Origin of the sequence: Mucilaginibacter tolerans (assembly GCF_030519375.1) — a bacterium.
Lineage (GTDB): Bacteria > Bacteroidota > Bacteroidia > Sphingobacteriales > Sphingobacteriaceae > Mucilaginibacter.
Genome location: NZ_JAUMKB010000001.1, coordinates 464625 through 479625 on the forward strand (window position 1 = coordinate 464625; position 15001 = coordinate 479625).

The following is a 15001-nucleotide window of genomic DNA, read 5'->3' on the forward strand; positions in this document are numbered from 1 at the left end:
GTTGCATGGAGGATAAATTATTTTTTGATAATTTGCTTACACCATGAAAAAACTGCAACTCATCTTATTACTGATCCTGGCATCAGCACGTCTTGTTTTCGCACAAACAACGGAAACTTATACATTATTGAAACCCGACCGTGTTTTTGATGGTGAACAAATGCATAATGGCTGGGTGGTGCTGGTAAAAGGCAATCGTATAGAAACAGTAGGTGATCCCGGCAATGTAAAAGCACCTGCCTCAGCAAAAGTGATCGAGCTAAAAGGTGCTACACTGATGCCAGGTTTGATCGAGGGGCATTCGCATCTATTCCTTCATCCCTATAACGAAACGCTTTGGGATGACCAGGTGCTGAAAGAAAGCCGCGCGGAGCGCACGGCACGTGCTGTAGTTCATGCCCGGAAAACGCTGATGGCCGGCTTTACCTCGGAACGCGACCTGGGAACCGAGGGCGCCGGCTATGATGATGTGGGGCTAAAGACAGCTATTGATAAAGGAATCATTCCGGGACCCCGTTTGATGGTTGCCACCCGTGCTATTGTGGCAACAGGCAGCTATGGCCCAAAAAATGTAGTGGATCAGAATACAATTGTAGAAGGCGGTGAGGAAGCAGATGGCGAGGAAGGTATCACCCATGTGGTGCGTTCGCAGATAGGGCATGGTGCTGGTGTGGTAAAAATTTATGCGGATTACGGCTGGGGATTGGATCACAAAGCAGCGCCAACTTTCACCGTGGAGGAATTAAAAAAAGCAGTAGAGGTAGCAAAAAGCAGCGGAAGAACTGTGGCTGTACACTCCACTACTTCAGAAGGCTTGCGCAGGGCCATTGAAGCAGGTGTCACCACTATTGAGCACGGTGACGGTGGCACACCTGAGCTTTTTAAACTCATGAAGGAGAAAAATATAGCCCTTTGCCCTACTCTTGCGGCAACCGAAGCCTACGCTACTTATTTTGATGGCTGGAAGAAAGGCGAACCCGATAATGCTGATATCAAACACAAAAAGTATATTTTCAGCGAAGCTATGAAGGCTGGAGTGACTATTTGCATGGGCGGTGATGTGGGCGTTTTTACCCATGGCGATAATGCCCGCGAGATGGCCCTGATGGCAGAATATGGCATGAAGCCTATCGATATTTTACGGTCGGCTACTTCGGTCAATGCGTCTGTTTTGCAGTTAAAGAATGTAGGCAATATTAAACCCGGCTACTTTGCCGACCTGGTTGCAGTTCAGGGCAATCCTGCCGAAGATATCAAAGCCGTAAAACAAGTAAAATTGGTAATGAAGGACGGCGTAATTTACAGGCAGGAATAAGCATTATTTATTTAAATTTGGCTACCACTAAATTATAAACCAACCTAATGAAACTTTTTGTATCAAAATTTGCAATTGTATGTTTGACAGTTGTAACAATCTCCCTAAACGTAAAAGCACAAACCATCCCCGTTGAAACAAAAGATCATGCACTCGTGCTACGGGTTAGCAATGACAAACACTTGGATATGGTGTATTTTGGCGGCAGGCTGGCCGATAAAAACGAGTATACCACCATCGCCAAAACTTATCGCATGGATGACAAAACTGATGAGTACAATTCGGCCTATACCCCGGCTGGTTCGCGCAACCTGCTCGAGCCTGCCATTGCGGTAACCCATGCAGACGGTAATAAGTCGCTTGATTTGGAATATGTGGATCATAAAGTGACCAAGGTCAATGATGATGTCAGCTTGTTAACCATCAACCTGAAGGATCCGGTTTATGATTTTCAGGTCACTTTAAACTACCAGACTTACTTTGATGAGAACGTAACCGAACAATGGAGCGTAATCAAACATCATGAGAAAAAAGATGTGGTATTGAACAAATATGCTTCGGCAAACCTGTACCTGCAAGCCGGTAGCTACTGGCTCAGAAATTATCATGGCGACTGGGCAAAGGAAATGCGTCCGGAGGAGGAACAATTGATGCATGGCATCAAAACGCTGGATTCTAAATTAGGCTCCCGTGCCGACCTGTTTCAACCACCGGTTTTTATGGTGTCCCTTAATAAACCTGCTTCTGAAGACGAAGGCGAAGTTTTATACGGGAACGTAGAATGGAGCGGAAACTATCGCATCGATCTGGAAGTTGACCCGGCAAATAATTTAAGACTGATTGCAGGCATTAACAATTATGCCGGCGATTATACCTTAAAACCCGGCGTAGAATTTACCACACCTAAGGTTGTTTATACGCTCTCAAACAAAGGCAAAGGCGAAGCCAGCCGTAACCTGCAAAGCTGGGCACGCAAATATAAAATCGTAGATGGAGAAGGCTCGCGATTGACCTTGCTGAATAACTGGGAGTCGACCTATTTTGATTTCAATGAGCAAAAACTTGCCGGTATCCTGAAAGATACCAAAACCTTAGCTGTCGATCTGTTCTTATTGGACGATGGCTGGTTTGGAAATAAATACCCCCGCAACGATGACCATGCTGGACTGGGTGACTGGGAAGAAAACAAGATCAAACTACCTGATGGTATTGCTTTCCTGACCAAAACTGCTAAGGAGGATGGCGTCAAATTTGGTATCTGGGTAGAGCCTGAAATGGTAAATCCTAAGAGCGAATTATATGAAAAGCACCCGGATTGGATCGTAAAACAGCCGCAGCGCCCTGAGTATTATATGCGTAACCAGTTGGTATTGGACCTAAGCAATCCAAAGGTACAAGAATATGTGTTCAGTATCGTTGACAAGCTATTTACACAAAACCCAGAACTGGCTTATATTAAATGGGATTGTAATTCGCTGATGTATAATTCATATTCGGCATATGAGAAAAACCAGGGCAACTTTTATACCGACTATGTACGGGGCTTATACCATGTATTAGATCGCCTGCGTGCTAAATATCCTAAAGTGCCGATGATGTTGTGCTCCGGCGGTGGCGGTAGGGTTGACTATGGTGCGTTGCAATACTTTACTGAATACTGGCCAAGCGATAACACCGAGCCTATCGAGCGTATATTTATCCAGTGGGAATATTCCTACTTCTATCCAGCACTGGCGAGTTCAAACCATGTAACCGATTGGGGTAAGCAGCCTATCAAATTCCGCACAGATGTAGCCATGATGGGTAAACTGGGCTTTGACATTGTAGTAGGTAAATTAAAACCTGAGGAATTGGCCTTTTGCCAGGGCGCAGTAAAAACTTACAAACAATATTCGGAAGCCATCTGGCACGGCGACCAGTTTCGTTTACAAAGTCCATGGGATAATGATGTGGCTTCTGTAATGTATGTCGATCAGGCGAAAGGCAGCGCCATTATGTTCAACTACCTGGTGAACAATCGGTATGCAACAGGCTCACACTTACCTATACTTTTAAAGGGTCTTGACCCGGATAAAAAGTATACAGTAAGTGAGTTGAACTTATTCCCTGGAACCAAATCACCTATCGCTGAAGCTACTTACAGCGGCAAATATTTAATGACCGTTGGTATTAATCCAGATGTGAGAGAATGGCGGACAAGTGTGCTATTGGGGGTAAATGAAGTGAAATAGATTACAAAATCCTGTCATTTCGACGAACAGGCAGGAATTGAGTTGGCAGGTGAGGAGAAAACTTATACAAGCGACTAGCAGGCTATGCATGGTGTATAAGATTTCTCCTCGCGCTAGTACACCACGCTGCCCTGCTCGTCGAAATGACATGTGTTTTTATTTCAAGAATTTATTTGTTCGTCCTGAAGTACTTGTAAATCTTCACTGCCGACATAATGATCATCGAGAAGACGATGATGCCAACTGTTCCGTAGATCCAACTTAACCCATCTTTTACAACAGCCAGGAAGACAATAGCAAATAAAAATATGGTAGCAATCTCATTCCAGATGCGCAGGCGGGTGGACGACCAGATAAATAAGCCATTTCTCATTTGCTTAATCTTGTTCTGGCACATAAAGTGGTAGATAAGCAATAGTACCACAAGCGTTAACTTAATATGCAGCCAGGTTTGATGTAGCCAGTCTGGAATTAGATAAAGCATAGTGATACCAGCGGCTACGGTCAGTATCATAGATGGGACCGTAATCACGTTCCATAACCGTCGCTCCATAATCACGAACTGGTTAGATAGTATTTTCTTTTCGGTGTCGGGTTTATCCTGTGCCTCTGTATGGTAAATAAACAGTCGGACAATATAAAACAACCCTGCAAACCAGCAGACTACAAAAATAATATGTATGGCAAGCACATAGTGGTACAGCATAGTTTTAATTTCTATACTCTTTTATAATGTCAACGGCATATTTCACATTATCAAATGGGATATCCGGCATGATGCCATGCCCCAGGTTAAATATATATCCGTTCTCCCCTTTCATTCTGTCGAACAAGCGCTGTATCCTTTCTTTGATCACCTTTTTATCTGCATACAAAATATGCGGGTCAAGGTTGCCCTGGACCGCAATGCCTTTTGGCAAGCGCTGCTTTATATCCAGCAGATCAACATTCCAGTCGATGGAGATCACATCAGGTTTGGCCTCGGCCATCAGCGGCGCAAAAACAGAGCTGCCCTTGCAGAACGAAATCACCGGTATATCTTTCCTGTTCAATCCTGCTATAATCTGAGTAATATATTTATGCGAAAACTCTTTATAATCATCCCATGCCAATGCCTGCGCCCAGCTGTCGAAGATCTGAACAGCGTTAACACCCGCTGCAATCTGCAGGTTCAGATAATCAATGGTTACTTTAGCAATTTTGGACAGCAGTTGATGTGCCAGTTCCGGCTCATTATGAATCAACAGTTTAGTCAGCTTAAAATCTTTTGACGACCCACCTTCCACAAGGTAGCTCATCACAGTAAACGGCGCTCCTGCAAAACCAATCAGCGGAATACTGCCATTCAAACGTTGCTGAATTACTTTGATCGCATCAGCTACATACTTTAGTTTATCGGTGACGTCGGTTTGCAAAGCGTCTATACCTGCCTGATTGCGAACCGGATTTGAAAACTTTGGCCCTATACCATTGGCAAAGCTCAGGTCACCACCCATAGCCTCAGCGGTAACCAAAATATCCGAAAATAAAATAGCTGCATCAATGCCCAACAGATTAACAGGGAGCATGGTCACATCAGCAGCAATTTCGGGAGTTTTGCACATCTCAAGAAAAGAGTATTTATTCTTGATGTCCCAATATTCTTTCATAAAACGCCCTGCCTGGCGCATCATCCATACAGGTGGGCGGTCTGTCTTCTCTGAAAATGCTGCTTTAATAAATAGTGAATCTCTCATAAAATATTGTAGAGACGCGATGCATCGCGTCTCTACCTATGTGTTAATGTTTTTTTATTTCCTGCTTTAACCGGTCTATTACCGCCAGCATTTTAGCTGTTATCTTTTCTTTATCCTTTAACGCGAGCTTTAAAAAGGTTTCAGCTTTATCGTAGTTCCCCTGCCGGATACTGATATTGGCTACATGCACCAGCGCGGCAATATGATCATTTAATGTTCGCAGAGGGTACTGCGAAGCTAACTCATAATGGCGTTCTGCTGCTTCATATTCATGCTTTTGCAGGCATACCGCCCCCATCATGTATTCATAAAAACCCCGGCGTTTTTTACTAAGTAGTTCAGGCTTTTTAATCTGCTTCAGCAGCTCTTCAGTTTTCCCGAAATCCTTCTGATGATAGTATTTAGCAGCCAGCACCAAAGTTCCCTGTCTGAAATATTCAATAATGATCATGACGATCATCAGAAAGCAAAATGCAGCAAGTTGGTATATGCGCTGGTAGGTAAATAGTACCAGCATGATAAAAAATACGCTTAATACAAATATCCGGGCCTTATTGCTGAACATTAATGCTGATCTGTAAATTTATAACCTACCCCACGAATTGAATGAAAATATACCGGGTTTTTAGGGTCAGGTTCAAAATATTTACGGAAGGTCAGGATAAAGTTATCAATGGTACGTGTTGATGGGTAAACATCATAGTTCCAAACGGTTTCCAAAATTTGCTCACGTGATACAGCATCATTCCTGCGCTCGATCAGCAGTTTCAGCAGCATAGTTTCTTTTTTGGTCAGAGGGGTGATTGAACCGTCGCCGTTCACCAGTTCGAATGAGTTAAAGTGAATGGTTTTATCGCCGATCTTGTAGCTGTTGAACTCCTTCAGCTCTTCGCCTTTCAAACCTCTTTTTACCAGATTATTTACACGCAGGATCAGTTCCTCCAGATTAAATGGTTTGGTCAGGTAGTCATCAGCGCCCTTTTTCAGACCCGATATCTTATCCTCGTTGGTATTCTTTGCAGTCAGGAACATGATCGGCACCTCAGAATTTTCCAGGCGGATAGTTTCTGCGACTACAAAGCCGTCTACTTCGGGCATCATGACGTCCAGTATCACCAGGTTAAAACGCTCTTCTTTAAATTTTTGCAGCGCTTTTTTGCCATTGTTGGCGGTTGTTACTTTATAACCTTCCAGTTCGAGGTTTAATTTTATAGCTTCTAACAGATGTTCTTCATCTTCTGCTAGTAATATTCTTTTTTTATGCATGTGATTAACGATTTATAACACTAATTTTTACGAATTAAGTTGAATTTCACGAATTTATTAATTTCAGTTATTTAGCATCTTTTGATGATTGATTTGCAAAATTCGTCCTAAGTTGGTGTAATTCGTGTCATCATTATGCAAAAACAACTTCAAAAACACTTCCGGTAGGATCGTTATCCTTTACGCTGATACTGGCCTCATGCTGATTTAGCACCTCTTTTACAATATACAAACCTAAACCTGTGCCTTTTGTATTGCGTGTTTCCTCACTGCCTACTCTATAAAAACGATCGAAAATACGTGGCTTTTCCGCATCAGCAATACCGATACCGTGATCCGCTACTTCCAGAAATATCTTGCTTTCTTTTGAATACAGTTTAACATCTACCACCTCACAAGGACCTGAATATTTGATTGCATTTTCAATCAGGTTGGTAACGACAGATGTCAATGCAAACTTATCTCCAGTAATCTCAATTTTCGGTTCTATTTCCGCATTAATCAATTGCTGAGTCAGGTCACATTTATTCAATTGTAACCGATTAACTACGTTGTCAACCAAAGCCGACAAATTGAACTGTGCCTTAGGGAAAGTGTATGACCGGTTATCGATCTTCGATGCCAGCAACATATTCTCGACCATATCATCTAAGCGCTCAATATCCAATAAGGATTTATTAATAAAATCATGCACCTGCTGTTTGGTCAGGTCGCGTTTCTGAATAGTTTGAAGCAATAATTTGATTGATGCCAGCGGCGATTTTAACTCGTGCGTTACCGACATGAGAAAGTTCTTTTTTTGCTCATGCAAGCGACGCTCTTGCTTAATGGATTTGTGCAGACTGATGGCCCCCACAACAAACACCAAAATAAACACACTCCCTTCACCTAATACCATATCTACACGGCGTGGCTGCGGTGTTAATAGCATGTATCCCCACCATACTAATTGAGCAATTGCATAGATGATCAGTGAATAAAAGATAACAAATGGTCGTTTCATGTCTGTTCTCATTTGTCTCTGAAAACGATGTCTAAACTATCAAATATAGCGCGTTTTGCTTTTTCCAGATCGGTTTTGTTATGCGCCGATGATATAAATCCTACTTCATATCCAGATGGGCCTAAATAAACTCCCCTGTTCAGCAATTCGCGGTGCATTTTTTTGAATTTCTCCATACTTGCCGGATCTATTTCATCCGCTCTGCTTATCTTTTCCTGGTCAGTAAAAGCGAACCAGAATATCGATCCGATGGTGAATACTTTAAATTTATAATTCCGTGCCGTAGCAAAACGCTGTATCGACTCGGTAAATTCCTCTGTTTTATTATTCAGGTCACGATAGAAACCCATTCTCAGCAATTCACTCAATTGTGCTATACCAGCCGCCATTGCTACCGGATTACCAGATAATGTACCTGCCTGGTATACAGAACCTACCGGCGAAATATGATCCATAATTTCAGCCGATGAGCCATAAGCGCCTACCGGCAACCCACCTCCAATGATCTTGCCATAGGTGATAATATCTGGTTGTATGCCATAATGTCCGGCTGCGCCTTCAAAACCCACTCTGAAACCTGAAATTACTTCATCAAATATCAGTAAAGTTCCGTTTTGAGTACAAATTCCGCGGAGATATTGAAGATATTCCTTATCCTGCAAAAGCAGCCCGTTATTAGCGGGAATAGGTTCGATGATCACCGCTGCGATCTGATCTTTAAATTCAGCAAAAGCCTTTTGCAGGGCTTCCTGATCATTCAGTGCAACCACAATGGTTTCATCTGCAAATGATTTAGGCACACCTGCCGATGAAGTTTCACCAAAAGTAACCAGTCCCGAACCTGCCTTTACCAGTAATGAGTCTGAATGGCCATGATAGCAGCCTTCAAATTTTAAGACCTTATCGCGTTTGGTATAACCCCGTGCTAACCTGATAGCCGACATTACAGCCTCGGTACCCGAGCTTACAAAACGCAGTTTTTTTATGAATTTGTTATGTTTCAGGATCAGTTCCGCCAGTTCATTTTCCAAAGCCGTCGGCGCACCGAAGGACATCCCCTTTTGCATCACCTCAGTCACTTTCTCGCGAACCTTAGTGTTGTTATGGCCAAGAATTAATGGCCCCCATGAACCGCAGAAATCAATAAACTGGTTACCATCTGCATCCCAAACATGGCAGCCGTCGCCTTTTTCAATAAACAGGGGCGTTCCGTATACAGACCTGAAAGCTCTTACCGGCGAGTTTACCCCACCCGGGAAATAGGTCTTGGCCTTCTCATACAACTCGGCAGATTTTTCCCTGCTGATATCCGGCTTGCCCGTAGTACTCACCGGCTCCTCACCTTCTCCTCCTGAAAATATTTTTTTTATTGAATCAAGCATTTGTTAAATTCTAATTTCTTAAAAATCTTAAACCCATTTCCTAAACTCCAAGAATTCCTTATTTAGAATTTAGAGTTTAGCATTTAGAGTTTCACTCTACAGCCATTTATTCTCCAGCACCTCTTTCGCATGATACGTCAGGATAGCTGTCGCACCTGCTCTTCTGATGCTTGTTAGTACCTCGGTAATTGCACGCTGTTCATTCAACCAGCCTTTTTGTATCGCTGCTTTTATCATGGCATATTCGCCGCTAACATTATAAGCTGCGATTGGCAATTCGGTATTATCCTTCAATAGTTTGATTACATCAAGATAGGGCAAAGCTGGTTTTACCATTAGGAAGTCAGCACCTTCAGCCTCATCCAGGTCAGCTTCGATCAATGCCTCACGCTGATTGGCCGGGTTCATCTGGTAAGTCTTTTTATCACCAAATTTTGGCGCTGAGTTCAAAGCATCGCGGAAAGGACCGTAAAATGCACTGGCATACTTTGCCGTGTACGACATGATGGAAACATTGGTAAATCCATTGTCATCCAACACATTCCGAATATATCCAACACGGCCGTCCATCATATCAGACGGGGCAACAATATCGGCTCCGGCTTGTGCATGCACCAAAGCCATTCTGCCTAACACTTCCAGAGTTTCATCATTTAGAATCTCGCCGTTCTCAACTATACCATCGTGACCGTCGCTGCTGTACGGGTCCATCGCCACATCAGTAATCACGCAGGCTTCCGGAAAATTCTTTTTTACTTCGCTAATAGCACGAACATATAAGTTGCCATCGCGATAGCTTTCAGTTGCATGTTTATCTTTTAACGACTCATCAATATTAGGAAACAAGTCGAAGGACTTCAAACCAAGCTTCAAACAACTTTCTACTTCGCGCAGCAGATTATCAATAGTATGACGATAAATGCCCGGCATTGATGCCACTTCACTTTTTTGGTTATTACCGTCGATGATAAATAAAGGGAATATCAAATTGTCGGCGCTCACATGAGTTTCCTGTACCATGCGGCGAATTGCCTCATTCTTCCTGTTTCTTCTTGGTCGTTGTAACATTTATCTGTAGTTGAACGTTCAACCCGGCGAAATTAACCCGCCCGATAGAAAAATCCAAAGTTATAGAAACGCAAACAATTAATGCGGCTCTAAAGATATTAAAGGTATTTTATGGCGCAGGGATGATTTTACAGATAAAACACCAAACAGTATAAAATTGGATATATTCAAAATATGTTTAATTCAGAATAGCCATTTATCATAATAAGTATGAAAACCAACCTGTCACTTGCCTCAATCGCGTTCCTTTGTGTATTTATAATAAGCTCGTGTAAGAAAACAAATCTCGATCCTGTTACTCCTGTCACCCCGGTTGCTGAAAAAATCGTGGCCAAGGCGGAGACCGATACAACGATAAAATTGCCACAGGATTCCTTAATATTAACAGGAAAAAGCGGCAATCCGGCTGATACCGTTGTGGGTTATTTGTGGAGCCAGATTTCAGGTCCAACAGAAGCCTCTATTAAAGATGAAAGCTCATCTGCTGCGATAGCCAGGAATCTTGTTGCGGGAAAATATATTTTCCAATTCATGATCATCGATAAAAAAGGGCTTACAGCCGTAGATTCAGTGAGCGTAACGGTTATGCCTGCGCAAATAACAACACTGGATTTATCTCCGTCTAATAACTCGAGCGAAATCAATTTAGCGCTGTTGGGTACACAGGATGCCACTAACCGCGCCTCTATAGAAGAGCCGCTTGCAGCATGGACAATAAACGGCGTTCCTTTTACTACACGAAACTTATTAAAATTTGATTTAAGCAGCATTCCTGCTAATGCAACAATTGTATCGGCGGATCTTTATATGTACTCCGATACGATACCTAAAAACGGGGACTTGATCCATGCAAATTTTGGAGCAGATAATTCATTTATAGTGCAACAGGTGGCCACACAATGGGATCCGTCAACTGTCGACTGGTTTAATCAGCCGGCGGGTTTAACAGATAACCAGGTGATCGCGCCAACTACACCGCTTCCTTTCCTGAATATGGATATTAACGTAAAGGCCATCGTAAGTTCTATGGTGAGCAATAATTCGAACTACGGGTTCAAATTGCAGCTCCAGAACGAGGTCGAGTACACCAGCAGGATATTCTGTTCAAGCAACTATGTTGACGTTTCACGGCATCCGAGACTGGTGGTTAAATATATCAAGAATTAGATTTTGGCTGGTATTTAACTTAGGCCAAACACCGCCTCAGCCAGTCCAACTTCATCGGGCGAAAAAGGCAGTGTATATTTTGTACCCATCTCGTCGAATTTTTTGCCGGTTGATTTACCTATGGCAATTACTTTCTGACCGGGTTCCAGCAAATTATTTGCAAAGTAGGCATCCACATTTGATGGGCTGGTAAAAACCAGTACTTCAGCCGAGGTACCTTCTACATCCTCCTCCAGCACTGTTTCATAAACCGGCAGATCGATAATTTTAGTATCAGCTGACAACCCTTGTTGTATACTTCTCAATGAGCCTTCGGCTCCGGGGAATACTACTTTTTTACCGGTGACCAGTTTCGCAAACTCTTCGGCAACTTCTGAGGTATCGATCCCTCCGCCAACATAACTGGTGAAATAACCTTTTAAACGCAGCATTTCTTCTGAGCCTGCGCCCACTACGCCAAATTTTACATTTTTGGGGAATTGGGGCTTTAGCTGGAAGAAGTATTCAATAGCATTTTTGCTGCTGAAAAATATCCAGTCAGCATCCTGCAAAACATGCGGCGCCAATTTGGTAATTACAGGCACGGTACGGATCAGTGAACGATCCTCTATAACAATATCATGCTTTGAAAGCGCTTTACGAAAATAGCTATGGGACGAGAGCTCGCGCGATATAAAAACAGTTTGCGGGCGTTTGCGTTTTTTATCAAACTTGGCAACTACCTTTTCAGCAAGGCCTTCAGTCGTGTTCGCTTCAAGGAATAATCTATCCGGAAATTCGTCGCCTTCATCGGCTTTAGATGTAAACACCTGGAAAGCGCCTTCATCTTTACGGCAATAGCAGCCTAAAGGCAAATGACAGCCTCCGCCGAATAATTTTAACACCGTGCGTTCAACAGCCAACTCCTCGGCCACATCCGGATGATGCAGAGCCTGAAGCACGTTATACAAATCAGTATCATTCTCCCTGATCTGTATGGCCAGCACGCCTTGTGCAGGCGCGGGCACCAATTCAACCGGGGTTAATTCCTCTACATGAAATTCACTCAGATCGATGTTCAGCCTGGTTACACCGGCCTTGGCGATCATGATGGCGTCGTATTTTTCGTCACGCAGTTTGCCGATACGAGTAGGGACGTTACCGCGCAGATCTTCTATTTCCAGGTCGGGGCGATAGGCCAGCAACTGTGCCTTGCGGCGATTGGATGATGTACCAACAATAGCACCGTATTTCAATGACATTTTTTGATGAACATCCACACAGTCCTTCAAGATCAGCAACAGTTCAGATGGGTCTTCCCTTTCTGAAACTGCTGCGATGATGAGTCCCGGAGGGTTTTCGGTTGGCAGGTCCTTGTGCGAGTGCACGGCCAAATCAATCGTACCTGCCAATAGCTCTTCTTCAAGCTCTTTGGTAAAAAAGCCTTTACCTTCCAGCTTATCAAAGCTCAAATTTAGGATACGATCGCCCTGGGTTTTGATGATCTTTAGTTCAGCAGTTACGTTATGCTCTGCCAGCCTGTCTTTTACAAAATTAGCCTGCCAAAGTGCCAATTCGCTACCGCGTGTACCAATAATCAGTTTTCTGTCCAAGTGATCGTAATAATTATTGCGCGAATTTCACGAAATAAATTGACTTTTCCACGAACTATGGAAGGATATGAAAATTGACTGACTAAGCAGAAAGGCAAAAGCAGAAAGCTAAGAGGTTTCTAAAGTGATTATACACTATGCTTTGGCGTTAAGAAATTGAAAATGCTTTTAGCTTTGAGCTCAAAAATCAACTATTGATGAGTATCTCTTTCGCCATGATCATCGGTACACTGATGTACTTCTTCTCCATATAGTTGATCACTTTTTCGAGTATCTCCCGTGAGTGTTCATCCATATTTTGAACTTCATCTGCGAAAACAGTATTCAATGCATTGTACCGGATTTCTTTGATCTTTTCGGGCACTTCGCGCATGGCTACTTCAATTCGCCGTTGCTTCATCAGGGGAACAAATTCAGCTATGTTCTGCTCGATGATCTTTTCGGCATGAACCAATTCCTGGTATCGCTCCTGCAGGTTGCTTTTGGCAACTTCATTTAATGAATGCACTTCGATAAAGTTAACCGGGAACTGAGTTAATACTTCAGGTGCAGTATCATTTGGTATTGCCAGGTCGACAATGGTCTTCTTATCAGTCTCCCCATTCAACAACGATTGATAAAGCTCCGGGGTGATGATAGGTTGTACTGCGGAAGTACAGGTAATAATTGCATCAAAACCCTTATCGTAAGTTTTCAATGCCTCGAGTTTATATGCTTCACCGCCCAGATCACCAGCAAGTTGCTGTGCTTTTGCCAGCGTACGGTTAAATACAGCAAAGTTGGTAAATTTATGTTTTTGCAAGTATTTTGAGATACACTGATTGGTCTCGCCTGCCCCGATAATTAATACACGGGCATTCGTACACAATTTAAGTTCTTTTAATTTACGGTAAGCGAGGGAAACGACAGAGATGGGGTTGCGGGAGATATTGGTATGGGTGTAAACTTCTTTGGCGGTTTTGACGACGGTATTCATCACCATTCGCAGATAGTCGCCGGTTAAGCCTGCTTCCTTGCATTGTTCGTACGCCTTTCGCATCTGTGGCAGTATCTCTTTTTCGCCAACCACAAGGCTTTCCAACGAGCACGAAGTACGCAACAAATGGTTCAAGGCTTCCTGATCCTCATAAATGGACGCACCTTTCATAAACACATCCATATGCTCGGTGCAAAGACCGATCTCCAGGGCTTCAACAAATTTTTGGGCAAAATCTCTATCCACCGTTTGATGGCAGGCCATGATAAATTCAACACGGTTGCAGGTAGCCAAATAAAATATCTCTGGAATATCAAATTGAGATTTAACCCGACGGAGTTTGTCAGACAGATTTTCCTGGCAGATCACCAACTTCCCCAACTCTTTCAGTTCAATCTGTTTGTGCGTAAAAGCAATTATTTTGAGATGCTTCAATTCCGTTTCAATTTTGACCCAACAAAAGTAATAGGATAAACCATTTTTCAATGTCAGTACTGTGTCAAACACATCAATTTAGAATGGTTATAAATAGCATCCTGCCGCGTTTAAATACCGATTTTCAATAATACGACAAACATTTACCAAACGTTGTATCGCCGCCTTATTAATTGATTCAAAGGACGATAAGTTAGCGCTTAATAAGCTATAAAATTACTTTATTGCAGATTTTTTATAACCAAAGTAAAATCAAAGCAATTCTGATACATTTTTTATATTTAGCCTGACAATGGACAGACCAACATAGCCTCCAGCCTAAACTTTTAATTGACCATGATCATTCGCAAAGTGGAACCTAAGCGCTACCTGGGGTTAAGAATAGCCGCAACGTTGATTGACTATGGAATATACTTTACCGTTATCGCGATCTATGTTATGATGTTTGGCGCCCAAGATGGTGAAGGCGTCTACACGATAAATGGTTCTCCGGCACTTTTGATAATTCTATTTTGGTTTTTGTATTTTGTGGTTTTGGAAGCTGTGAATCAGGCGACTCCAGGACATGATATTCTTGAACTTGTAGTGGTAAAAACCAAAGGAGACCGCATAGGTTTTACAGATGCTTTAAAACGAAGAATTGTAGATATAATCGACATTACATTTTACGGTATACCTGCCTTAATATGCATATGTAATACACCTAAATTCCAACGGATAGGTGATTTATGGGCAGATACCGTGGTAGTAAAACGATCAGATATTGTTGAAGCTGAAGTTGTATTTTAGTTCGAAAAATCACTTTATTGCAAACTTTTGAACTATTTATT

The 15001-nt window shown here is 42.6% G+C and carries 13 protein-coding genes; 4 read left to right on the plus strand and 9 right to left on the minus strand.

Features of this window, described 5'->3' with window-relative positions:
• Positions 1-43: 43 nt before the first annotated feature.
• Both Q3A68_RS02300 and Q3A68_RS02305 read left to right on the plus strand, forming a co-directional pair.
• Positions 44-1315 carry a metal-dependent hydrolase family protein gene (locus tag Q3A68_RS02300; protein ID WP_302899393.1) on the plus strand — a complete coding sequence of 424 codons (1272 nt, stop codon included), beginning with the start codon at positions 44-46 and terminating at the stop codon, positions 1313-1315.
• Between the two features lie 47 nt (positions 1316-1362).
• Positions 1363-3546 carry an alpha-galactosidase gene (locus Q3A68_RS02305; RefSeq protein ID WP_302899394.1) on the plus strand — a complete coding sequence of 728 codons (2184 nt, stop codon included), beginning with the start codon at positions 1363-1365 and terminating at the stop codon, positions 3544-3546.
• A 169-nt stretch (positions 3547-3715) separates the two neighbouring features.
• On the opposite strand, the gene hemJ is transcribed toward Q3A68_RS02305, so the two are convergent.
• The 7 genes from hemJ to hemB form a co-directional block, all read right to left on the minus strand.
• Positions 3716-4252, minus strand: a complete 537-nt coding sequence (hemJ, locus tag Q3A68_RS02310; RefSeq protein WP_302899395.1) for a protoporphyrinogen oxidase HemJ — start codon at positions 4250-4252, stop codon at positions 3716-3718.
• Positions 4253-4256: 4 nt separating this feature from the next.
• Positions 4257-5282, minus strand: coding sequence for a uroporphyrinogen decarboxylase (hemE, locus tag Q3A68_RS02315; protein ID WP_302899396.1), 1026 nt, complete (start codon positions 5280-5282; stop codon positions 4257-4259).
• 43 nt (positions 5283-5325) lie between these two features.
• Complete coding sequence (locus Q3A68_RS02320) at positions 5326-5847, minus strand: tetratricopeptide repeat protein (protein WP_302899397.1); 522 nt, start codon at positions 5845-5847, stop codon at positions 5326-5328.
• Complete coding sequence (locus Q3A68_RS02325) at positions 5847-6548, minus strand: response regulator transcription factor (protein WP_302899398.1); 702 nt, start codon at positions 6546-6548, stop codon at positions 5847-5849. The genes Q3A68_RS02320 and Q3A68_RS02325 overlap by 1 nt, the downstream gene beginning before the upstream one ends.
• A gap of 133 nt (positions 6549-6681) precedes the next feature.
• Positions 6682-7551, minus strand: a complete 870-nt coding sequence (locus Q3A68_RS02330; protein ID WP_302899399.1) for a sensor histidine kinase — start codon at positions 7549-7551, stop codon at positions 6682-6684.
• An 8-nt stretch (positions 7552-7559) separates the two neighbouring features.
• Positions 7560-8933: a glutamate-1-semialdehyde 2,1-aminomutase gene (hemL, locus tag Q3A68_RS02335; RefSeq protein WP_302899400.1), complete on the minus strand. Its 1374-nt coding sequence runs from the start codon at positions 8931-8933 to the stop codon at positions 7560-7562.
• 96 nt (positions 8934-9029) lie between these two features.
• Entirely contained in the window at positions 9030-10001 is a 972-nt protein-coding gene (hemB, locus tag Q3A68_RS02340; RefSeq protein ID WP_302899401.1) for a porphobilinogen synthase, read from the minus strand.
• A gap of 210 nt (positions 10002-10211) precedes the next feature.
• On the opposite strand from hemB, the gene Q3A68_RS02345 reads away from it, so the two are divergent.
• On the plus strand, positions 10212-11168 hold the full coding sequence (locus tag Q3A68_RS02345; protein WP_302899402.1) for a DNRLRE domain-containing protein: 957 nt from the start codon (positions 10212-10214) through the stop codon (positions 11166-11168).
• Between the two features lie 14 nt (positions 11169-11182).
• Here Q3A68_RS02345 and hemC read toward each other — a convergent pair whose 3' ends face one another.
• Both hemC and hemA read right to left on the minus strand, forming a co-directional pair.
• A complete protein-coding gene (gene hemC, locus Q3A68_RS02350; protein ID WP_302899403.1) occupies positions 11183-12760 on the minus strand; it encodes a hydroxymethylbilane synthase in 1578 nt (525 codons plus the stop codon).
• 187 nt (positions 12761-12947) lie between these two features.
• Positions 12948-14171 (minus strand): glutamyl-tRNA reductase, encoded by a 1224-nt coding sequence (gene hemA, locus Q3A68_RS02355; protein WP_302899404.1) that lies wholly within the window; start codon positions 14169-14171, stop codon positions 12948-12950.
• Between the two features lie 336 nt (positions 14172-14507).
• Here hemA and Q3A68_RS02360 point away from each other — a divergent pair, with 336 nt between their 5' ends.
• Entirely contained in the window at positions 14508-14960 is a 453-nt protein-coding gene (locus Q3A68_RS02360; protein ID WP_302899405.1) for an RDD family protein, read from the plus strand.
• Positions 14961-15001: the final 41 nt, after the last annotated feature.